Origin of the sequence: Gymnodinialimonas ceratoperidinii, from assembly GCF_019297855.1 — a bacterium.
Taxonomy (GTDB): domain Bacteria; phylum Pseudomonadota; class Alphaproteobacteria; order Rhodobacterales; family Rhodobacteraceae; genus Gymnodinialimonas; species Gymnodinialimonas ceratoperidinii.
Genome location: NZ_CP079194.1, coordinates 1,506,285 through 1,526,087, shown reverse-complemented (window position 1 = coordinate 1,526,087; position 19,803 = coordinate 1,506,285). Strand labels below are relative to the sequence as shown.

The 19,803-nt window shown below is 62.0% G+C and carries 19 protein-coding genes, 1 tRNA gene and 2 pseudogenes; 14 read left to right on the top strand and 8 right to left on the bottom strand.

Translation table 11 applies throughout. The features are described 5' to 3' along the window. Nucleotides 1-90: 90 nt before the first annotated feature. Nucleotides 91-858 carry an NAD kinase gene (locus tag KYE46_RS07455; RefSeq protein ID WP_219004610.1) on the bottom strand — a complete coding sequence of 256 codons (768 nt, stop codon included), beginning with the start codon at nucleotides 856-858 and terminating at the stop codon, nucleotides 91-93. Between the two features lie 192 nt (nucleotides 859-1,050). On the opposite strand from KYE46_RS07455, the gene glyA reads away from it, so the two are divergent. Together glyA and KYE46_RS07445 are read left to right on the top strand one after the other, a co-directional pair. After that, nucleotides 1,051-2,346 (top strand): serine hydroxymethyltransferase, encoded by a 1,296-nt coding sequence (gene glyA, locus KYE46_RS07450; RefSeq protein WP_219004608.1) that lies wholly within the window; start codon nucleotides 1,051-1,053, stop codon nucleotides 2,344-2,346. A gap of 310 nt (nucleotides 2,347-2,656) precedes the next feature. Beyond that, on the top strand, nucleotides 2,657-3,703 hold the full coding sequence (locus KYE46_RS07445; protein ID WP_219004607.1) for a fatty acid desaturase: 1,047 nt from the start codon (nucleotides 2,657-2,659) through the stop codon (nucleotides 3,701-3,703). A 54-nt stretch (nucleotides 3,704-3,757) separates the two neighbouring features. Here the strand turns inward: KYE46_RS07445 and KYE46_RS07440 are convergent, their stop codons facing one another. Beyond that, entirely contained in the window at nucleotides 3,758-4,369 is a 612-nt protein-coding gene (locus KYE46_RS07440) for a TetR/AcrR family transcriptional regulator (protein ID WP_219004605.1), read from the bottom strand. Between the two features lie 127 nt (nucleotides 4,370-4,496). Between KYE46_RS07440 and KYE46_RS07435 the strand changes: the two genes are divergently transcribed. The 6 genes from KYE46_RS07435 (at nucleotide 4,497) to KYE46_RS07410 (ending at nucleotide 9,727) form a co-directional block, all read left to right on the top strand. Continuing rightward, nucleotides 4,497-4,751, top strand: a complete 255-nt coding sequence (locus tag KYE46_RS07435) for a hypothetical protein (protein ID WP_219004603.1) — start codon at nucleotides 4,497-4,499, stop codon at nucleotides 4,749-4,751. 76 nt (nucleotides 4,752-4,827) lie between these two features. Further along, the gene (locus KYE46_RS07430) at nucleotides 4,828-6,114 is read left to right on the top strand and encodes a homoserine dehydrogenase (protein WP_219004601.1); all 1,287 of its coding nucleotides are present in this window, start codon (nucleotides 4,828-4,830) and stop codon (nucleotides 6,112-6,114) included. A 201-nt stretch (nucleotides 6,115-6,315) separates the two neighbouring features. Continuing rightward, nucleotides 6,316-7,278, top strand: coding sequence for a class II fructose-bisphosphatase (glpX, locus tag KYE46_RS07425; protein ID WP_219004599.1), 963 nt, complete (start codon nucleotides 6,316-6,318; stop codon nucleotides 7,276-7,278). Nucleotide 7,279: 1 nt separating this feature from the next. Beyond that, nucleotides 7,280-7,837 carry a cysteine hydrolase family protein gene (locus KYE46_RS07420; protein WP_219004597.1) on the top strand — a complete coding sequence of 186 codons (558 nt, stop codon included), beginning with the start codon at nucleotides 7,280-7,282 and terminating at the stop codon, nucleotides 7,835-7,837. Then, entirely contained in the window at nucleotides 7,834-9,576 is a 1,743-nt protein-coding gene (gene recJ, locus KYE46_RS07415; RefSeq protein ID WP_219004595.1) for a single-stranded-DNA-specific exonuclease RecJ, read from the top strand. Before KYE46_RS07420 ends, recJ begins: the two co-directional genes overlap by 4 nt. A gap of 76 nt (nucleotides 9,577-9,652) precedes the next feature. Further along, nucleotides 9,653-9,727 (top strand) — tRNA-Glu (locus KYE46_RS07410). A gap of 440 nt (nucleotides 9,728-10,167) precedes the next feature. Here the strand turns inward: KYE46_RS07410 and KYE46_RS07405 are convergent. From KYE46_RS07405 to KYE46_RS07395, 3 genes are all read right to left on the bottom strand, one after another. Beyond that, nucleotides 10,168-10,617 (bottom strand): hypothetical protein, encoded by a 450-nt coding sequence (locus KYE46_RS07405; protein ID WP_219004594.1) that lies wholly within the window; start codon nucleotides 10,615-10,617, stop codon nucleotides 10,168-10,170. A 19-nt stretch (nucleotides 10,618-10,636) separates the two neighbouring features. After that, the gene (locus KYE46_RS07400) at nucleotides 10,637-10,966 is read right to left on the bottom strand and encodes a helix-turn-helix transcriptional regulator (RefSeq protein ID WP_219004592.1); all 330 of its coding nucleotides are present in this window, start codon (nucleotides 10,964-10,966) and stop codon (nucleotides 10,637-10,639) included. A gap of 399 nt (nucleotides 10,967-11,365) precedes the next feature. Beyond that, nucleotides 11,366-11,899, bottom strand: coding sequence for a DUF3768 domain-containing protein (locus tag KYE46_RS07395; RefSeq protein ID WP_219004590.1), 534 nt, complete (start codon nucleotides 11,897-11,899; stop codon nucleotides 11,366-11,368). Nucleotides 11,900-12,156: 257 nt separating this feature from the next. On the opposite strand from KYE46_RS07395, the gene KYE46_RS07390 reads away from it, so the two are divergent. From KYE46_RS07390 to KYE46_RS07375, 4 genes are all read left to right on the top strand, one after another. Continuing rightward, nucleotides 12,157-13,290 carry a type IV secretory system conjugative DNA transfer family protein gene (locus KYE46_RS07390; protein WP_219004588.1) on the top strand — a complete coding sequence of 378 codons (1,134 nt, stop codon included), beginning with the start codon at nucleotides 12,157-12,159 and terminating at the stop codon, nucleotides 13,288-13,290. A gap of 4 nt (nucleotides 13,291-13,294) precedes the next feature. Further along, nucleotides 13,295-13,441 carry a hypothetical protein gene (locus tag KYE46_RS07385; RefSeq protein ID WP_219004585.1) on the top strand — a complete coding sequence of 49 codons (147 nt, stop codon included), beginning with the start codon at nucleotides 13,295-13,297 and terminating at the stop codon, nucleotides 13,439-13,441. Further along, nucleotides 13,438-14,976 carry a recombinase family protein gene (locus KYE46_RS07380; protein WP_283095215.1) on the top strand — a complete coding sequence of 513 codons (1,539 nt, stop codon included), beginning with the start codon at nucleotides 13,438-13,440 and terminating at the stop codon, nucleotides 14,974-14,976. Before KYE46_RS07385 ends, KYE46_RS07380 begins: the two co-directional genes overlap by 4 nt. A 58-nt stretch (nucleotides 14,977-15,034) precedes the next feature. Further along, nucleotides 15,035-16,161 (top strand): IS3 family transposase gene (locus KYE46_RS07375; protein ID WP_219004580.1). Its coding sequence is split into 2 segments (ribosomal slippage): nucleotides 15,035-15,299 and nucleotides 15,299-16,161, totalling 1,128 coding nucleotides; the frame shifts between segments, so codons are not numbered across the junction. 34 nt (nucleotides 16,162-16,195) lie between these two features. Here the strand turns inward: KYE46_RS07375 and KYE46_RS17490 are convergent. Continuing rightward, nucleotides 16,196-16,381 (bottom strand): annotated as a pseudogene (locus KYE46_RS17490) (SRPBCC domain-containing protein); the annotation flags it as partial. Next, nucleotides 16,378-16,719, bottom strand: coding sequence for an ArsR/SmtB family transcription factor (locus KYE46_RS07365; protein WP_219004575.1), 342 nt, complete (start codon nucleotides 16,717-16,719; stop codon nucleotides 16,378-16,380). The pseudogene KYE46_RS17490 and the gene KYE46_RS07365, both read right to left, overlap by 4 nt. Nucleotides 16,720-17,256: 537 nt before the next feature. On the opposite strand from KYE46_RS07365, the gene KYE46_RS17570 reads away from it, so the two are divergent. Then, a complete protein-coding gene (locus tag KYE46_RS17570) occupies nucleotides 17,257-17,442 on the top strand; it encodes an NAD-dependent epimerase/dehydratase family protein (RefSeq protein WP_346345225.1) in 186 nt (61 codons plus the stop codon). Between the two features lie 275 nt (nucleotides 17,443-17,717). Continuing rightward, nucleotides 17,718-18,908: pseudogene (locus KYE46_RS07360) on the top strand (IS3 family transposase). A gap of 36 nt (nucleotides 18,909-18,944) precedes the next feature. On the opposite strand, the gene KYE46_RS07355 reads toward KYE46_RS07360, so the two are convergent. After that, nucleotides 18,945-19,694: a heparan-alpha-glucosaminide N-acetyltransferase gene (locus KYE46_RS07355; RefSeq protein WP_219004572.1), complete on the bottom strand. Its 750-nt coding sequence runs from the start codon at nucleotides 19,692-19,694 to the stop codon at nucleotides 18,945-18,947. Nucleotides 19,695-19,803: the final 109 nt, after the last annotated feature.

Here is a 19,803-nt window from a genome sequence, read left to right as displayed (position 1 = left end):
CCCAGGATATAGTTTAACGTTAAACAGTTTCTAGCAGCGACGTGAGACCTTGGCACTGCGACACCTGCGCGCCGGGTCTGATTGCTCCGTTTACTGAAACTGTTCCCTCAAGAGCCTCTCTTCCAATCCGTGTCCGGGGTCGAACAGGATGCGATGTTCCACTGCCGGCTCGGACCTGATCTCCACTGCGGAAACGCTCTTGACCGAGCGGCTGTCCGCGTCCGCCATCACCGGGCGCTTTGCCGCCTCGACCACTTCGATCCGCACCACGGCCGACTTCGGCAGCAACGCGCCGCGCCAGCGTCGGGGTCGGAAGGCCGCCACCGCCGTGATCGCCAAAACCTCCGATCCGATCGGCAGGATCGGCCCGTGCGCCGAGTAGTTATAGGCGGTCGATCCGGCCGGCGTACTCAGCAGAGCGCCGTCGCAAACCAATTCGTCCATCCGCAGCTTGCCATCCACGATGATGCGCAGCTTCGCGGCCTGCGGTCCTTCCCGCAACAGGCTCACCTCGTTGATCGCGAGCGCTTCAACCACCGTCCCGTCGACGCATTCCGCGCGCATGTGCAGCGGGTTGATGACCGCCTCTTCCGCCTCTTCAAGGCGCGCGATCAGATGCTCGTCCGAATAGCTGTTCATCAGGAAGCCGACCGTGCCGCGGTTCATCCCGTAAACCGGCGCGGGCAGGGACTGGGTCTCGTGCAGGGTCGACAACATGAAGCCGTCACCGCCGAGGGCGACGATCACATCGGCCTCTTCCGGCGGATAATCCCCGTAGCGATCAGCCAGCGCGACCTTCGCTGTCTGAGCCAGGGGCGTCTCGGACGCCAAGAACGCAATGTTGCGCGCAGAGGGCATCGACACCCCTTTCCTTCGGTGATTTTTCCCGACCATCGCGCGCGCCTATAGGAAACACAATCCTCATCCCGCACCCATTGGCGCCTGAAATGCCGCAATTCCACGGTTGAGCGCCGCAATCCGGGCTTTCCCGACTTGCGGAACTCCAATACATCGCTGCGAGACATCCACTGCCATGCAGGAGCTTCCGCCATGACCGCCTCCCACACCGACGCGGGCTTTTTCACCGAAAGCCTCGAGTCCCGTGACCCCGAGATCTTCGCCGCAACCCGCAAGGAACTGGGTCGCCAGCGCGACGAGATCGAGCTGATCGCCTCCGAGAACATCGTCTCGGCCGCGGTGATGGAAGCCCAGGGCGGTGTGATGACCAACAAGTATGCCGAGGGCTACCCCGGACGCCGCTACTATGGCGGTTGCCAGTACGTTGATATCGCTGAGGAACTGGCGATCGACCGGGCCAAGCAGCTGTTTGGTTGTGAATTTGCCAACGTGCAGCCCAACTCCGGTTCGCAGGCCAACCAAGGTGTCTTCACGGCGCTGCTGCAGCCCGGCGACACGATCCTCGGCATGAGCCTCGACGCGGGCGGTCACCTGACCCACGGCGCGCGACCCAACCAGTCGGGCAAATGGTTCAACGCCGTGCAATATGGCGTGCGCGAGGATACGCTGGACATCGATTACGACCAGATCGCGACCCTCGCCGAAGAGCACAAGCCGAAGATGATCATCGCCGGCGGCTCCGCCATTCCGCGCGTCATCGACTTCAAGCGGATGCGCGAGATTGCCGACAAGGTCGGGGCCTACCTGCTGGTCGACATGGCGCACTTCGCGGGTCTCGTGGCCTCGGGCCACTACCCCTCCCCCTTCCCCCACGCCCATGTCGCCACGACGACCACCCACAAGACCCTGCGCGGTCCGCGCGGCGGCATGATCGTCACCAACGACGAGGCGATCGCCAAGAAGGTCAACTCCGCGATCTTCCCCGGCATCCAGGGCGGACCGCTGATGCATGTGATCGCCGGCAAGGCCGTGGCCTTCGGCGAGGCGCTGCGCCCCGAGTTCAAGGACTACCAGGCCCAGGTCATCGCGAACGCTCAAGCCCTTGCCGCACAGCTGATCGAAGGCGGGCTCGACATCGTCACCGGCGGCACCGACACGCACCTGATGCTGGTCGACCTGCGCGCCAAGGGCGTGAAGGGCAACGCCACCGAGAAGGCGCTCGGTCGCGCGCATATCACCTGCAACAAGAACGGCATCCCGTTTGACACCGAGAAGCCGATGGTCACCTCCGGTCTGCGCCTCGGCTCCCCCGCCGGCACCACGCGCGGCTTCGGTGAGGCCGAGTTCCGCCAGATCGCCGACTGGATCGTCGAGGTCGTCGACGGCCTTGCAGCCAACGGCGAGGACGGAAACGAGGCGGTCGAGGAGAAGGTTCGCGGCGAAGTGCAGGCGCTCTGCGACCGCTTCCCGATCTACCCGAACCTCTGAGGTCTTTTACCCGGCACCGGGTTGAGGAACGGTTAACGCATGACTGCAAACGGCCGTCGCGAGACCCTCGCGGCGGCCGTTTCGACTTCATCGCGCCGCGCCGCCGGAGCTAGGCCGGAATCTGCGCAGGCGGCGGAGGGATCGCGCGAGAGTTGCGAGAAACCCTTAACCATGACAGTTTGAAACGGCTTGCACCGAGCATATTTGTATAAAAAGCGGTGGGTTAAGAAACCTTCTCGCAGCGCCCGTGTTGATTAAATAACTGAATAAATTCAATTCACGCAGACCCTTCGAGACCTGGACCGGACCCATGCACACCACATCGTCCCTTCCCGAGATCACCCCAACCTACCGGCAGGAGGCAGAGCGAGAGATTCGTCGCTTTACCCGCGATTGGACGAAGCGCGATAACCGTCTGGCCGCGCTCAGCTATTTCGCCACGCTTGCGGTCTACCTCATCACGTTAACCCTTGCCATCCTCGCCTGGCCATCGCCTTGGCTGGTGGTCCCTCTCATCGTGATCAACGCCTTCGCAGGGGTCCGGCTCTACGTGTTGCAACACGATATGGGCCACAACTCTTTGTTTACCACAGCACGGTTGAACGCCATCGCGGGCCACGCCTTGAGCGTGTTCACGTTAACGCCCTTCGCCGTGATGCAGCACAACCACAACGCCCATCACAGCCACCTCGGTAATCTGGAAGAGCGCGATACGACCGAAATTTTCACCATGACGCTCCGCGAATGGGAGGCCGCGAGTTTCTGGACGCGGCTTTGGTACCGGCTCTACCGCAACCCTTTCCTGATGATCCCCCTCGGCGGCGTCTTCACCTACGCGTTGGCTTACCGCTGGCCGAAGAACACCGCGCGCATCGCGCCGGTTCAGGTGATCCTGCACAACCTGGCGCTGATCGGATGGGTCGCGATCCTGTGGTTCATCGCAGGCCCGCCCGCGCTTTACATCTATGCGGGCACCGTCTTCACCGCCGGCTGCATCGGGGTCTTCCTCGTCTATCTGCAGCATAATTTCGAGGATACATGGTGGGATCGCAAACCCGATCTCAACCCCGCCCGCGCCGCGCTGCAGGGCTCCTCCGCGCTCGATCTCGGCTGGTGGTTCGATCTGGCGGTCGCCAACATCACCTACCACGATATTCACCACTTCAACGCCAATATCCCGAGCTACCGTCTGCGCGTGTGTCACCAAGCGCTCCGCGAGCGCTACGAGGTGCAGACCATCGGTTGGGTCGAGGCGTTCCGCTCTTTCACGCTGAAGCTCTGGGACGAGGATCAGGAGCGGCTGGTGCCCTTCCCCAAGACCCAACGCGCGCCCTCCTCCGCGATCCCGGCGGAGTAGCAAGCCTTCGGTGCCGCCCATACCGTGGCAACGCGGGTCGGCGAGAGGCTTCCGTCAGGAGGCCCGAGCCGGCGCGCCCGCGCCCTCGGCGCTCACCGCACGGCGCACCATGTCCCAGTAAATCGCCTCCACATCAGCGCGCGTCAGACGTCCGTCGTCGCGAAACCACGTGGTCACTCCCGTCAGCATCGAGATCAGCCCCATCGTCGCCAGCCGCAGGTCCGCCACGTCGAAGACGCCCTCGGCCATGCCGGCGCGCAGGATATTTTCCAACCTTGCCTCATACGCACCGCGCAGGCCCTCGATCACCGCGAAATTCTCGGGTGAGAGGTTGCGCAGCTCCATGTAGGCGATGAACACAAGGTCCGGCCTATCGAGGTGAAAGCGGATGTGATGGCGCGCGAAATCCTCCAGCTGCGCCATCGGGCCGCCGCCGGGCGGCGTCCAGGCCGCCAGAAGCTCCTCCATGTGGCCGCGCATCAGTTCGAACAGCAGCGCCTGCTTGTCGGGCGTATAGAGGTAGAGGGCGCCCGCCTGCACGCCGACTTCGCGGGCGATCTGGCGCATCGAGACGGCCGCGAACCCGTGCTGCGCGAAGAGGCGCAACGCAACCTCGCGGACTTTGGGGCCGGTGGTGCCTGCGTGAGAGCCTTGGGTACGTGCCATGCCGAAAATCTATCTGAACGCTCGTTCAATTCAAGCGAATTGCGGCCCGGTTCGGCGGGCCCCTACCCACTAGCGTCGCGCATTGCGCCGCTGGACTTGCCCCCCGTTGATCCGTTAGCTGTGGGACATGCGATTTGCCCTGCTAACTCTCTGCGTCCTGTTGCTCCCCGTGGCCTGTGGCCCTGGCCTGCCGGATCTCGAGCAGGAGTTGAGCGCCGAGGCGCGTGCGGCCGACTATCCGCAGCTAGTCCCGCTGGATCCGCTTCTCGCCCGCGCCGATGCTCCCCTGCGCCGCAGCGCGGCCGTCGAAGGCAGCTCGCTCGAAGCACGCGCCGCCGATCTGCGCCGCCGCGCCGCGTGGCTGCGGGCAATGGCTCTCTGACCACCACCCCGCATTGCAGCCCTGCCGCGAAGCCGCTACACCCGGCGCGACTGATTTCACGCGCCCGGAGGCCCCCATGACCGACACTCTCAGACTTGGCATCGCAGGGCTTGGCACTGTCGGCATTGGCGTCGTGAAGATCATCCAGCGACAGGCGGCTTTGCTGGAAGCGCGAACCGGGAAAGAGATCACGATTTCCGCCGTTTCCGCGCGCTCGCGCGACAAGGATCGCGGCGCGGATCTCTCGGCCTACGCTTGGGAAGACGACCCGGTGGCACTGGCCAAACGCGATGATGTCGATGTGTTTCTGGAGCTGATGGGCGGTGACGAAGGCCCGGCCAAAGACGCGACCGAGGCCGCGCTGGCGGCGGGCAAGGACGTGGTTTCCGCCAACAAGGCCCTGTTGGCCCATCACGGACAGGCGCTGGCCGAACTGGCCGAGGAAAAAGGCGCGGTCCTGCGCTACGAGGCCGCCGTTGCGGGCGGCATCCCGGTCATCAAGAGCCTGACCGAGGGGCTGGCGGGCAACCGCATCACCCGTGTCATGGGCGTGATGAACGGCACCTGCAACTACATCCTCACGCGGATGGACGAGGCCGGGCTCTCCTATCAGGAGGCCTTCGATGAGGCCGATGGGCTGGGCTATCTTGAAGCCGACCCGAACCTCGACGTCGGCGGCATCGACGCGGGCCACAAGCTGGCCCTTCTGGCGTCCATCGCCTTCGGCACCCGCGTGGCCTTCGATGACATGCGGCTCGAGGGCATCGGCGCGGTCTCCATCGACGATATCCACCGCGCGGCCGATCTTGGCTACAAGATCAAGCTTCTGGGCGTGGCCCAGATGACCGGCCGGGGGCTGGAACAGCGGATGACACCCTGCCTCGTGCCGGCGACCTCGCCGCTCGGGCAGCTTGTGGGTGGCACCAACATGGTGGTGATCGAAGGCGACGCGGTCGAGCAGATCGTGCTGCGTGGCCCCGGTGCGGGCGAAGGTCCGACGGCCAGTGCCGTGATGGGCGACGTCTGCGACATTGCCCGCGGCCTGCGCCTGCCGATCTTTGGCCAACCCGCCGCCAGCCTCTCCACCGCGCCGCCTGCCAATGCGGAAAGCCCGGCGCGCTTCTACCTGCGCATGGAACTGATCGACAAACCCGGCGCATTGGCCAAGGTGGCCACGGCCCTGGGCGAGAACGGGATCTCCATCGACCGGATGCGCCAGTACGACCACGAGAGCACCAACGCGCCGGTCCTGATCGTCACCCACAAGAGCGCCCGCCCCGATCTGGATGCCGCGCTCGCCGCGCTTCCGTCCACGGGCGTTGTCGCGGGCACGCCGGTGGCGCTGCGCATCGAAGACGTGTGACGCGCGCCGGTTGGTGGCCCCGGCCGCAAGATGCCTTCAAGGGCCGTGTTTTCCACGCCTCGGCCTGCCCTCCGGGAGGCTGATGGCGCAGGTATCTCGCGCGCGGGCCATACCGCCCGTTAGCGCCCCCAGACTTGTCGCCTCGTCCCGCGCCCGGTAAGGCGAAGGCATCGCATCATATTTCTCGTAGGGACCATCCTCATGCCCAAGACCGATTTCAACGACCGCATGCTCTCCTTGGGTCTCGCCCGTGTGTCCGAGGCGGCGGCCATTGCCTCGGCGCTCTGGATCGGTCGCGGCGACGAGAAGGCCGCCGATCAGGCCGCCGTCAACGCCATGCGCGAGCAGCTCAACAAGCTCGACATCAAGGGCGTCGTGGTGATTGGCGAGGGGGAGCGGGACGAGGCTCCGATGCTTTATATCGGCGAGGAAGTCGGCAACGGCTCCGGCCCCGAGGTCGACATCGCGCTCGACCCGCTGGAGGGCACGACGCTGACCGCCAAGGACATGCCCAACGCGCTCACCGTGATCGCCATGGGCCCGCGCGGCTCGATGCTGCATGCCCCCGACGTCTACATGGAGAAGCTCGCCATCGGGCCGGGCTACCCCGAGGGCATCGTCTCCCTCGACCAGACCCCGGCCGAGCGCGTGCGCCTGCTGGCAGCCGCCAAGCAATGCACCACCGCCGACATCACCGTCTGCGTCCTCGACCGTCCGCGCCACGAGGCGATGATCGCCGAGCTGCGCGACACCGGCGCGGCGATCCGGCTGATCACCGACGGCGACGTGGCCGGCGTGATCCATTGCGCCGAGGCCGAGCAGACCGGCATCGACATGTACATGGGCCTCGGCGGGGCGCCCGAAGGGGTACTGGCCGCCGCCGCGCTGAAATGCATGGGCGGGCAGATGTGGGGCCGCCTGACCTTCCGCAACGACGACGAGAAGGGCCGCGCCGCAAAGGCTGGCATCAAGGACCTCGACCGGATCTATTCCCGCGACGACATGGTGACGGAGGACGTGATCTTCGCCGCCACCGGCGTGACCGATGGCTCGATCCTGCCGGGCATCAAGCGCGAGCCGGGCCACCTGACCACCGAGACCATCCTGATGCGCTCCAAGACCGGCTCCGTGCGGCGCATGAGCTACCGCAACCCGAAGCACTGACATGGCCTCAGCCCTCCTTCTGATCGACATCCAGCAAGGCTTCGACAGCCCCTATTGGGGCGCGCGCAACAACCCCGATGCCGAGGACAACGCCGCGCGCCTGCTTGCCGCCTGGCGCCGCGCCTCGGCACCGGTCGTCCACGTGCGCCACCTCAGCACCACGCCCGGCAGCCCCCTGGTGGGCGAAGGCGCCGAAATCCAGCCCAAGGTCGCCCCGCTAGACGGCGAGCCGGTTTTCGAGAAGTCGGTCAACTCCGCCTTCATCGGCACCGACCTCGAACAGCACCTGACCCATTCCTCCATCGCCGATCTGGTGATCTGCGGGCTGACCACGCCCCATTGCATCTCCACCACCACCCGCATGGCCGCTAACCTCGGCTTCGGCGTGCGCCTCGCCCATGACGCCTGCGCGGCCTTCGCTACGAACGCCGACACCACCTGGGCCGAGGGCATGGCGCCGCTGTCGCCGCAGGTGATCCACGACACCGCGATCAGCCAACTCCACGGCGAATTTGCCCGGGCGATGAGCACCGAGGCGATCCTCTCGGAGGGTCCATGAGTTACCTCGGGGTGGAGACCTCCCTGACCGGACGGCGCTGGATCGGCCCGTCCGACGAGGTCGAGCGGCTGGCCCAGACCCTGATGCAACGCGCCGAGGTGGAGCCTGCCGTCGCCGCCATTCTCGCGCGCCGGGGCGTGCAGCCGGAGGAGGTGGTGGGCTTTCTCGCCCCTGCCCTACGCGACCTGCTGCCTGACCCGATGACCCTCAAGGACATGGAGCCTGCCGCCACCCGCCTTGTCGCCGCCGCGCGAAAGGGTGAGCGCATCGCCATATTCGCCGACTACGACGTCGACGGTGGCGCTTCTGCCGCTCTGCTGATCTGCTGGCTGCGCGCCTTGGGCCGCGAGGCCACGCTCTACATTCCCGACCGCATCGACGAGGGTTACGGCCCCAACGAAGAGGCCATGGCGATGCTGGCCCGTGACCATGACCTGATCATCTGCGTCGATTGCGGCACGCTTTCCCACGGTCCGATCGCCGCCGCCAAGGGTGCCGACGTGATGGTGCTGGATCACCACCTCGCCTTGGCCGAGCTGCCCGAGTGCGTGGCCGTGGTGAACCCCAACCGGCAGGACGAGGATGGCAGCTGCGGCCACCTCTGCGCCGCCGGCGTCGTCTTTCTCGTGCTGGTGGAGGCCAACCGCCGGATGCGGGCCGCGGGTGAGAGCGGGCCGGACCTGATGGGGTTCCTCGACCTCGTGGCACTGGCCACCGTGGCCGACGTGGCCCCGCTGGTGGGCGTGAACCGCGCGCTGGTGGTTCAGGGACTGAAAGTCATGGCGCGGCGCCAGCGCCCCGGCCTCGTGGCGCTCTGCGACGTGGGCCGGCTCGACCGGGCGCCGACCTCCTATCACCTCGGCTTCGTGCTCGGGCCGCGCGTCAACGCGGGCGGGCGCATCGGCGCGGCCGACCTCGGCGCGCGCTGCCTCTCCACCGATAACGCGGGCGAGGCCGGCAAGCTCGCCGCGCAGCTCGACAGTCTCAACACCGACCGCCGCGACATTGAGCAGCGGGTCCGCGAAGCGGCCCTCGCCCAATGCGAGACCCGCGGCCTTGACGCGCCGCTGATCTGGGCCGCCGAAGACGGCTGGCACCCCGGCGTCGTCGGCATCGTCGCCTCGCGCCTGAAAGACCACAGCCGCAGGCCCGCCATGGTCATCGGCTTCGACGGCGACGAGGGCAAGGGCTCGGGCCGTTCCGTCGCGGGCGTCGACCTCGGTGCCTCGATCCAGAAACTCGCAGCCGAGGGGCTGATCCAGAAAGGCGGCGGGCACAAGATGGCCGCGGGCCTCTCGCTCAGCCGTGCGCAGCTCGAGCCCGCCATGGCCCGGCTCACCGAGCTTCTCGCCAAGCAGGGCGCGGGCACCGGCGGCGCCGGCGACCTGCGCCTCGACGGCACGCTGATGCCCTCCGCCGCCACGCCTGAGCTGATCGAGAAGATCGAGGCCGCAGGCCCCTACGGCGCCGGCGCCCCCGCCCCGCGATTCGCCCTGCCTGCCCTGCGCATCCGCCACACACGGCCGGTGGGCGAGAACCACCTCAAACTCACCCTCGGTGATGGTGGCCCGGTCACCCTCGACGCGATCTGCTTCGACGCCGTGCGCTCCGGCCTCGACGCCTTGCAGGCACACAACGGCCGCGCCGTCCACGTGGCGGGACGCGTCGAACTCAACCATTGGCAGGGCCGAACCCGCGTCCAGCTCCGCCTCGACGACGCCGCCTGGGCAGAAAATTGAATCTCCGGCAAAATACCTGAAGAATCCCCTTGATCCCCCCGCGCGCATTTTCTAAAGACGCGCTACCGCCAAGCGCGGCCCGTTCGTCTATCGGTTAGGACGCCAGGTTTTCAACCTGGAAAGAGGGGTTCGATTCCCCTACGGGCTGCCACTTCATTCGCGTAGAGATCTGAAATTTAAAGATTATCTTGCAAATCCAAACTACCGCTCCCACATTTCTTCCCACATGAGTTCGCGCATTGGTTCTGGCGGGAAAAGGCCTCGAACAGTATGCCGCAGCTCTCTATTTCCTGAATAACCCATCCCATAGCGCTCGCCGTCGCGGAAACTGGAACTGCAAAGAGAAATCTGGCGATCGCCATCGCCTCAAAGATGATGGCGCGCGGCAACCCTGACCACGTTCAAACGGCACAAGAAACGCGAGAAGACCGCAAAACTAAAGGACCTTATGGCATCGACGGAGCGCAAGACGGTCACTGCTTGGCCAGACGCTTCCCAGCGGTTCTGGCGACTTTGTTGCCTGACAAATACGCCTAGGGCTCTTTCTGAGCAAAAAGGGAGCAACGGTCAAATGGCCGCTGCTTTTCTGTTTCAACCTAGCGCCCCGGCCAGATGTCTCATCGGATCCCTCAGAACCTGCGTGGCCAATGCCACCGCCTCAAAAATCGCGACTGAATTCGGCTCGTTGTCATAAAAATGCGGGCGTTCCGGCCGCCACGGCTCGAGGATCGGAAAGCGCCCAATCAAGTGTTCTGCTTCGACGTATTTTGTCCGGTGAGGGCGCTCCCGAATGACCCGCACCTGCAAGATGCCCTGTACCGCCAGAAAGTTTTCGATTGCATCCAGCAACAGCGGCGTCCGCCCGCGTTTCTTGGACTGCGGCGTCAACGCTTCCGTCACAACCGCATGGGGGCCAAGATCCTCAAGCCATTTGCCCAGAACCTCTTTGACGGCACCCTCAGACCGTGCAGCCTTGCGCGAAATCGCCCAGTCGACCAAGACATCCCCGTCAAAGACCGCATAACCGACCCGCCCGCTCATCACGGACAGTGACAGGAGTCTAATCGTCATAGGTCCCGGCGTCATTTAGTAAATCGTCCTCGATCCGCTCCAGTGTGTAGCGCCGTTTCTGGAAATTGACTTGATCGCTGACCTTGTCGGGGAGTTGCGGCAGGCCCGCCCGCACGGTTGCCCGCGCTGCGGCGAGGCGTTCTGCGAAAAAGGTTTCGAACGTCCGGTTGTAGATGACTGACAGCATCAACAGATCGTCAAGCGCGGGCTGTCGAGCGCCTTTCTCAAGCCGGAGGATGTATTTCCGGCTGCGGTTCATAAGAGTGGCGCAATCGTCTTGAGTCAGCCCGGCGATCTTCCGCGCCAGACGCAGGTCCATTGCAAATTGAGTGAACATAAAATGATGGTCTTATTGGCTAATGCCGCATCATGGTATGTTGTGGGGATCGGTCTTTCTAGGAGACGCAATGTCCCCAGTCTGTCGCTTCAGGTCGGCTATGCGCGCAAGTCACAACCAGGACCGGTCTTTCTCGCCAGCTCATCGCCGGAAGGGTGAAGCCCTTCCGGAGCTGCGGAAACCGATCCTCGTGGTGAACTGCACCCCGACCCTTTCGGTTAGTCTGTCAGGCAGGATAGCAGTCGCTGCTACCTCAATGCTAGTCCACACCAAGCGGCGCGGACGGCCATTCGGTGGGACATATAGTCGGTGACGTTCGAGGGGCCCGTTTCTTACAGATCGGTAGAAGAAAGCCGCTCAGCTCGAAGGCTGAGCGGTGGCTCAATACTCGCTCGCGAGCATGATGGTCAGGACCCGGTAGGTGACCGCCGGGTTGGCCGGGTTGGGCGAACCCGCCGTCTGGTCGAGATTGTAGCAATCGATCTTCCAGAAGATCCGATCATTCCCGACATCAAACGCTCCGAAATCATGTTCCCCCCACGGATCACTTTCCGGCGGAAAGTCCGAGAAGCCCCGCACCGTTGCCGCGATCGACCGCATAGCGTCCGGTCCCAAAGCCTCGATGCCGCGCGTGATCAGCACGGTACCGTGCCCCTCCAGGGTGGTCCTGAACAGATCATTGAGCTCAGTAACTCGCTTAACCGGCTTGTTGGCATCTGACGGTTGCCAGACAAGGTCAGTCCGACCCTCGCAGGCGTGGCAGCGCGCTGCATCTCCGGTCGTTTCCAGCTCCCAAAGGCCAAATTCGCGGTTCCAGCAGGCGAAGGCCTGTAGCACAACACGTTCGGATCCACATCTCCCGCAGATCGGCACAGTGCCGACATCTTCGATTGCACTTCCCAGAAGATCACCCATCGTAGTCTCCTTCCGTTGGGTGGCCGCCGGACCCCATGTCCGACGCACCCCGCGAAAGGCGACCTCGACGTCTGCCACCAGGATACGGCGTCTGCCTATCCTGGCACGGGTCACCGGCGTGCAATCCGGTCCCATACTGCAGCCCTGTCAAACCAGACCGGGTCCCGCATGATGGACCGATGCGTTCTGTCTCGTCTCAGTTTACTATCTTGGGCATGGCGTCGGGCCGTTACCGGACCTTGCCGGTGGCGCAGTCCGTGCAAGACCGCCTCCAGCATCTCTTTGCCATCGGCCAGACGGGCACAGGCAAATCGACCCTGCTTCGCGTCTTGATCGAGCAAGACGTTGCAGCCGGTCGGGGCGTGATGCTCATCGATCCCCATGGCGATCTCGCGCTTGCCCTGCACCACTCGCTGCAGCGGTCCCATCACTACTGGGATCCCGCTGATCCGGGCTGTCGCCTCGGCTACAACCCCCTCACGCCAGCCGGACCGGCCATCCGGCCCCTGATCACCGGCGGCCTTATTGATGCGCTCAAGAAGCAATGGGCCGATGCCTGGGGCGCCCGCATGGAGCACCTTTTACGCTATGCGGTGCTGGCGCTGCTCGAGAGCCCTGCCCCGGACCTGCGCGACATCATGCGCCTCTATCTCGAAAAGGATTTTCGGGAGCAGGTTCTGTCCTGCGTCACTGATCTCCAAGTACTCAGCTTTTGGCGCGGAGAATTCCGGGCAATGAACTACACCAATGCAGTGGACGGCGTCGCACCGATCGCCAACAAACTCGGGGCCTTCCTGGCCCATCCTCTGGTGCGTCGCTCGGTCTGCGAACCGGATCAACCGCTGCGGCTCCGGCAGGTGATGGACCGTGGCGAGACCCTGATCATCAATCTCGGGAAAGGCCGCCTGGGCATCGATTCCGCGACGGTGCTTGGCGGATTGATCCTCGCCAGCGCCATGCATGCAGGCCTCTCTCGTCAGGTTCTCGCCGAAACCGCCCGCTGCCCCTTCATGCTCTATGTCGACGAGTTCCATAGTTTTACCACTGAGGCCTTTGCCGATCTCCTGTCGGAGATCCGCAAATACGGCATCGCCGTCACCTTGGCGCAGCAATATCTGGGGCAGAGCGAAGAAGCGGTGTTTGCCGCCATTATGGGGAATGTCGGTAGCGTGTTGGCGTTCCGGGTGGGCCCTCTCGACACAGCGCTCCTCAGCCGCCAGCTGACCGACATTCCACCCCGAGACCTGATCTACCAGCCGAACTACCGCGCCTTTGCGCGGCTCTTGGTCAGCGGCATGCCGCGGGTACCCTTCACGCTGGACACCCTGACTCCGGGCGCTGACTGGTCCCATGCACCAAACGTGCCCGATGAACGTGACTTTGTAGACTAAAGCCATGAAAGATAACGACCACATCGAGCGCCATCTGGAGCTGTGCCAGCGCATTTTCGAACGCCTTCTGGCGGACGGCACCTGGCCGTGGGCGGATTCGCAAAATCCTGAAGATCTGGTAGAGTCCAAGGATACCCAAACAGACTTATGAAACCATGTTTTGGATACATCCGAGTGTCCACGCAGAAGCAAGGCGAAGGCGTCTCACTCGAAGCCCAAAAGGATGCAATCCGTGCTTTTGCGAGTCAGCACAATCTCACCGTGACCCAGTGGTTTGAAGAAAAGGAAACCGCTGCCAAGAGCGGGCGGCCCGTCTTCAACCAGATGCTCAAGCAGCTGAAGCAGGGTAAGGCAGAGGGGCTCGTTATGCACAAAATCGACCGTTCGGCTCGCAATCTCCGCGACTGGGCCCTGATCTCTGAATTGCCCAAGTACGGCGTAAAACCATATTTCGCCGCTGACGGAATGGACTTCGAAACCCGAGGCGGACGTCTTTCAGCAAATCTCCAAGCCGTCATTGCCGAGGACTACATCTTCAACCTACGTGAAGAGACCATCAAGGGCATGAACGGACGGTTGAAGCAGGGGTTGTTCCCTTGGGCCGCCCCGCCGGGATATCTTGACCAAGGTGGCGGAAAACCAAAGGTTCCGTGCCCGAAAACTGCGCCGCTTATAAAGCTGGCCTTTGAGCTTTATGCCACGCGCCAATACTCATATGCGACGCTCCTCAACGAGCTCCATCGTCAGGGCCTGCGCAATCGCCGCGGTGGTAAGCTCACTTTGTGCGGCCTCGGAAACATCCTCCAGAACCCCTTCTACATTGGTATCATTTTTGTCCGCAGTACCGGTCAAACCTACGACGGCATCCACGAGCCCATCGTTTCAGCCGCCATGTGGCAGCGGGTGCAGGATGTGCGCCAAGAAAGGTCGGGGCCGAAGACCACGCGTCACAACCACCTGTTCCAAGGGCTGTTCCGTTGTGGTGAATGCGGGAAGCCGATGGTTCCAGAGATACAGAAAGGCCAAACCTACTATCGCTGCCACCGCAGGGGCTGCACGACGACGTCGGTGCGGGAAGACGTGATCTCGCAACAAATACGTCGTGGACTTACTCGGCTCCAGCTTAACGCCAAGGCCCAAACCCGAGCGGAGCGTGAGGATGATCAGGTCACCATCGTTTCGCTCCAAGAGCAACGCACTGCCCTCGACCTGCAAATAGGCGACACAGAGCAGCGACTAAGTCGCCTGGAAGACCTCCTGATCGACGGAGTGATCGACTCTGCAGCCTTCGCCCGAAAGAAGAACGAACAGCAAGTACACCTCGTTGAACTAAGAGATCGACTCGCTCGCATCCCTTATCCGGAGGCCGCGCGCGTGTACCAAGCCAAATTGGTCGAACTCCGAAAAAACCTTGTTTTACTTTACGAAATCGCAAATCGAGCTGAAAAACGAATACTCATCGAAAACGTCTGGTCGAACCGCACGGTGCAGCAGAAAAACCTAAAGCTAGAGCCATATTCTTGGGTGAGGAAAGGCGGAAATGATCCAGCCCTCCTGGGTGGTGTCCCAGAGCGGGACAGAGATCGAACTCTGCTTGAGTTATTTGAGAACCTGTGCGCGATGACATTTGAAGCACATGAAGGCCGCGGCACGCCAAGTGTCTGCCTTGCGCATGACGTGGAGTAGCCCCCTGAAAGTGGTCCACCAACTGGGATAGATTGTCCCTTAAATTGGAGGATCAGCGATGGCTGGGAAAAGAGAGGAACCCGAAGAGATTGTATCGAAGCTTCGGCAGGTAGAAGTCCTGCAAGGACAGGGCGCGACGATTGCAGAGGCGGTGCGTCAGATCGGTATAACGCAGCAGACATTCTATCGGTGGCGGAAGCTGTATGGCGGGATGCAGCGGTCACAGTTGGTCCGTCTGAAAGAGCTGGAGAAAGAGAACCTGCGGCTGCGGCGCGCTGTGTCGGACCTGACACTGGACAAGCTCATTCTGAGCGAGGCTGCAAAGGGAAACTTCTAAGCCCTTCACGGCGTCGCAAATGCATTGACCATGTGCGGCAGGAACTTGGCGTGTCTGAACGCCGCGCCTGCCGTACTTTGGGTCAGCATCGATCCACACAGCGTAAGGTCCCGCAAGGCCATGCCGATGAAGATCGCCTGACCGACGATATCATCGAGCTGGCAGATCAGTACGGACGCTACGGATATCGGATGGTGACCGGGTTGCTGAACAACGCGGGCTGGCACGTGAACCACAAGTGGGTCGAGCGTATCTGGCGGCGTGAAGGGCTGAAGGTCCCGCAAAAACAGAAGAAGAAAGGGCGGCTTTGGCTGAACGATGGCTCCTGCGTACGACTCCGGCCAGAACGCCCCAACCACGTTTGGTCATACGACTTCGTGCAGGATCGCACCGCTGACGGTCGGGTCTACCGGACACTCAACATCATCGACGAATACACCAGGGAGGCGCTCATGATCCGCGTCGATCGCAAGCTCAACTCCACGGACGTGCTGGACGCTCTGACGGACCTGTTCATCCTGCGCGGCCCGCCGGAATACATAAGATCCGACAATGGCCCCGAATTTATCGCCCAAAAGGTACGAGACTGGATCGCTGCCGTCGGAGCAAAGACGGCCTACATCGAACCAGGATCGCCTTGGGAGAACGGATACAGCGAAAGCTTTAACGCCCGATTCCGCGACGAGTTGTTGAACGGCGAGATCTTCTACAGCCTAAGGGAGGCTCAAATCCTGATTGAGCAAAGGCGTATCCACTACAACACCGTCAGGCCGCACAGCGCACTGGGATATCGACCGCCAGCGCCGGAAAGCATCGCTCCAATGGACCAGAGACCAACGATGCACTAACAATTACAACGGACCACCCGATGGGGGCACGCCAGACGTTCATCGTCGTGTTGAACTTGCCGCCGACACGAAGCTCAATCTCGCAAGCGTCGATCCCATGCGGTTTTGGCACGAAGAAGTGCTTGATATGCTCGGGTGTAGTCCAGCACTCCCACACCAGGGCACGCGGAGCATTGATTATGCGCGTGAAGGTCAGGTCAGTTTCTGAGTACAGTTTCATTTGTTGCGCTCCTGCATGAGGTTTTTGATGTAGTCGTCAAAGCGGTCGAGCCTTCCCTCCCAGATCTCATTTTGTTCATTCAGCCAGTCTTTCGCGGGCGTGAAGGCATCAGGAGCCAATTGGCAAATCCGCGTCCGCCCCTCCTTTCTCGATTTGACGAGGTTGGCTGCTTCCAGTTTCTTGAGATGCTCCATGAATGACGGCAGCGCCATTTCATGGGGTTCCGCGAGTTCGCTCACCGTCGCTTCACCCCTTGCAAGGCGTTGGAGGATCATACGCCGTGTTGGATCACCGAGCGCGGAGAAGCAGAGATCGAGGTTCGAATAATACTTAGACATGTCCCTTTGTAAGGTTTCGAGGGCACTTGATCAAGATACTTAGGAAAAATCCTAAGTAATGGGATAGAAGCCATTCTTCATCGCGCGCAGCTCCCCCGAAGCGGCCATCGGCGGCAATTTGCAGCATTTTGAGCGAGTGGATGACTGCAATGCGGGACGTTTCCGCCGTTCACTCAATCCAGCCGATCCGGCAGACCTCGCCCATTGTTCCACCAACGGTTTAGATTGTCGCTCCGCAGATCGTAAGCGGCGCGGCTTGCCCAATCTTCCCGAATGAAAATCACGGGTTCTTCTTAATGCTGGGGATAGTCGGGTGAACCAATGTCGGAACCTTCCAGCGGGGGAAGGTTGTTCTATCCTTATGGGCCTAAGTCGAAATGGGCGACAGCTAGGAGGAAAGCAATGATGGACGGTGGTATGATGGGCGGCGGCATGATGTTTGGCATGGGGGTCGGCTGGCTCCTGGTCATTGTGCTCTTGGTTCTGGCGATTGCTGCTTTGGTTAAATATCTGCGCAAGTAATACGGGAGGTGGGGCATGGACTCGTCCGATAAGCCAATCATCGTCGTCACCGGAGCGAGCGGTTATCTTGGCGTGGCGGTCGTCAAGCGGTTGCACGTGACATACCGCGTTGTCGGGTTGGACCGCAGTTCGCCCCCGCATCCGCCCCATGGAAAACTCAGTGCGGAACACTATGGAAGTTGGGATCGCTATATCGTTTGAAGCAGGAGCGCCCTAAATTCGCACACCGTAGCCGCGTCGAGTTTTCGGAGTGCGTGTTAAGCCTTTTGACTTGCTCCGCGTAAAAGCGGCGACAACACGGATCTGGTTGTAAACAACGCATAAGCTAGCACGTACGAACTTATGCGCCTCAACCCAACGTTAAGATTAAGTCATCAGACAGATCAACTTGAGTATATGAAGGTTTTCAGGTGCCGGTGAGGTGCCCCTAGATTTGTAGACGCTTTGCCCCCTAATTTTGAGGCTAGGAGGCCGACATGGGGACAAACAACTACAGCGATGATTTCAAGCGGGACGCGGTCGCGCAGATCACTGAGCGAGGGTATCCGGTTCGAGAGGTCTCGAAGCGTTTGGGCGTCAGCGCGTATTCTCTGTACGAGTGGCTGAAGCTCTACGGCGCGCCTGCGCCCAGGCGCGGCGGGGTTGATCATGAAGCCGAGAACCGGCGACTGAGGCGCGATTTGGCTCGAGTCACCGAGGAGCGCGACATCTTAAGAAAGACAACGGCGTACTTCTCGCGAGAGTCCCGATGAAGTACGCCTTCATCCGGGCGCACCGCGAGGAGTTCGGCGTCCGGGCCATGTGTCGGATGCTGCGGATCCATGTAAGTGGGTTCTACGCTTGGCTGAGAGAGCCGGTGAGCGCACGGGCGAAGGAGGACGCCAGGCAGACCACGCTGATCCGCGATGCTTGGTCGGACAGCGGTAAGGTCTACGGTTACCGCAAGCTGCACGACGACCTGCGTGATCAAGGCGAGACGTGCTCGCCGAACCGGGTGGCGCGACTGGCGAGCCTTGCTGGGATCGCGGCCCAGATCGGCTATCGGCGCCGTCCCGGACGGTATGGTGGCAAGCCCGCGATCGTTGCTGAGAACAGGCTGGACCGTCAGTTCAAAGTTGATGCGCCCGATCAGACTTGGGTGCCCCCTCTCGGCAGCATGCTGTGCATGCGCCTGCCGGGCAGTGGACATTACCTACATCCGAACGCACGAAGGCTGGTCGTATCTGTCCGTCGTCATCGACCTGTTCTCTCGACGGGTTGTCGGCTGGTCGATGCAGCCCCGCATGACGACGGAGTTGACCCTACAGGCGTTGCTCATGGCCGTCTGGCGTAGGAATCCGAAGGACACCGTCCTGGTTCACTCGGATCAGGGCAGCCAGTTCTCGAGTCGCGAATGGCGTACATTCCTGTCGCAGCATGATCTGGAAGCCAGCATGAGCCGACGTGGAAACTGCCATGACAACGCAGTGGCGGAGAGCTTCTTCCAGCTGCTCAAACGGGAACGGATCAGAAGACAGACCTATGTGACCCGAGAGGCCGGGCGGAAGGACGTGTTCGAGTACATCGAGATGTTCTACAACCCAAAGCGCAAGCACACGAACAACGGCATGCTGTCGCCCGTTGACTTCGAAAGAAGACAGCAGAAACTGAGAGAGGCAGGTGTCTAGGAAACTAGGGGCACCTCAGTGCATTTCGAAACGGCTCTATCGCAGGACCTGTGTGGCCGCCCAAACGATGGATATCAATATGGGTTGGTGGATCAAATAGACCACGAGCGTGTGCCGTCCGAAGAACCCGAACACGCGCATCGTGCGCGACGACTTGGTTGTGGAGAGCTGCTCCCAATATCCTGAACGCGATGCCAATTTCGCCACGGCCATGCCCGCCAAGAAGGCCGCAAACCATGGGAAGATAGGCTCATAGTCCACGGTGCTCAGTTGGATCGTCTGCAGGCCTGTCCACCATAGCCACGGCGCATTGAAGACCGGGGATGCCGCGAAGTCCGGCGCGAAGAATACTGCAACGGCGAGGATCGCGATGATCAAGATCGGCAGGCGCAGGGCGGCAAGGCCCAAAACGCTGCACAGCGCAATCGAGTGCAGGATACCGAAAAAGACAAAGGCGTCGGGAAACGCGATGTAGGTCGCAACGGACACCAACGCGGCCGCCGACACGATGATCGCCAAACGCTTGCCAAAGGCGCCTAATCGGATGCCGTTCGCGTGGGAAAGCCAAAGGCCAACGCCCGCAAGAAAAACGAAGGATCCTGCGGAAGCTACGGCAAGACCACGCCAAAAGCCGGCGCCGGTCGTGCCGGGTTCGACATAGCCGAAAATTTCCAAATCGAACACGAAGTGAAACACCGCCATCGCCAAAAGCGCCGCGACCCGCGCGATGTCGAGAACGAAGATCCGAGGCCGAGATGCAGAAGCGTCGGCGGTTGCGGTGGTCATGGGGTTCGCCCCTGGATGAGTTCGGCGTGAATGCCAGTGAAGCGATCAACGCGATGTTCAACGCCATTTTTTATCAATAGCTTAGGTGGGCATAAGTGGGCAAACGACA

Bases quoted from the DNA above. Each gene is read 5' to 3' on its own strand.
- KYE46_RS07420 (WP_219004597.1), top strand. From the start codon at position 7,280: ATGGCCTCAGCCCTCCTTCTGATCGACATCCAGCAAGGCTTCGACAGC.
- KYE46_RS07455 (WP_219004610.1), bottom strand. From the start codon at position 858: ATGCCCTCTGCGCGCAACATTGCGTTCTTGGCGTCCGAGACGCCCCTG.
- KYE46_RS07395 (WP_219004590.1), bottom strand. From the start codon at position 11,899: ATGGGTGATCTTCTGGGAAGTGCAATCGAAGATGTCGGCACTGTGCCG.
- KYE46_RS07355 (WP_219004572.1), bottom strand. From the start codon at position 19,694: ATGACCACCGCAACCGCCGACGCTTCTGCATCTCGGCCTCGGATCTTC.
- KYE46_RS07405 (WP_219004594.1), bottom strand. From the start codon at position 10,617: ATGAGCGGGCGGGTCGGTTATGCGGTCTTTGACGGGGATGTCTTGGTC.
- KYE46_RS07430 (WP_219004601.1), top strand. From the start codon at position 4,828: ATGACCGACACTCTCAGACTTGGCATCGCAGGGCTTGGCACTGTCGGC.
- KYE46_RS07365 (WP_219004575.1), bottom strand. From the start codon at position 16,719: ATGTCTAAGTATTATTCGAACCTCGATCTCTGCTTCTCCGCGCTCGGT.
- KYE46_RS07385 (WP_219004585.1), top strand. From the start codon at position 13,295: ATGAAAGATAACGACCACATCGAGCGCCATCTGGAGCTGTGCCAGCGC.
- KYE46_RS07445 (WP_219004607.1), top strand. From the start codon at position 2,657: ATGCACACCACATCGTCCCTTCCCGAGATCACCCCAACCTACCGGCAG.
- glyA (WP_219004608.1), top strand. From the start codon at position 1,051: ATGACCGCCTCCCACACCGACGCGGGCTTTTTCACCGAAAGCCTCGAG.
- KYE46_RS17570 (WP_346345225.1), top strand. From the start codon at position 17,257: ATGGACTCGTCCGATAAGCCAATCATCGTCGTCACCGGAGCGAGCGGT.
- KYE46_RS07440 (WP_219004605.1), bottom strand. From the start codon at position 4,369: ATGGCACGTACCCAAGGCTCTCACGCAGGCACCACCGGCCCCAAAGTC.
- recJ (WP_219004595.1), top strand. From the start codon at position 7,834: ATGAGTTACCTCGGGGTGGAGACCTCCCTGACCGGACGGCGCTGGATC.
- KYE46_RS07400 (WP_219004592.1), bottom strand. From the start codon at position 10,966: ATGGACCTGCGTCTGGCGCGGAAGATCGCCGGGCTGACTCAAGACGAT.
- glpX (WP_219004599.1), top strand. From the start codon at position 6,316: ATGCCCAAGACCGATTTCAACGACCGCATGCTCTCCTTGGGTCTCGCC.
- KYE46_RS07435 (WP_219004603.1), top strand. From the start codon at position 4,497: ATGCGATTTGCCCTGCTAACTCTCTGCGTCCTGTTGCTCCCCGTGGCC.
- KYE46_RS07380 (WP_283095215.1), top strand. From the start codon at position 13,438: ATGAAACCATGTTTTGGATACATCCGAGTGTCCACGCAGAAGCAAGGC.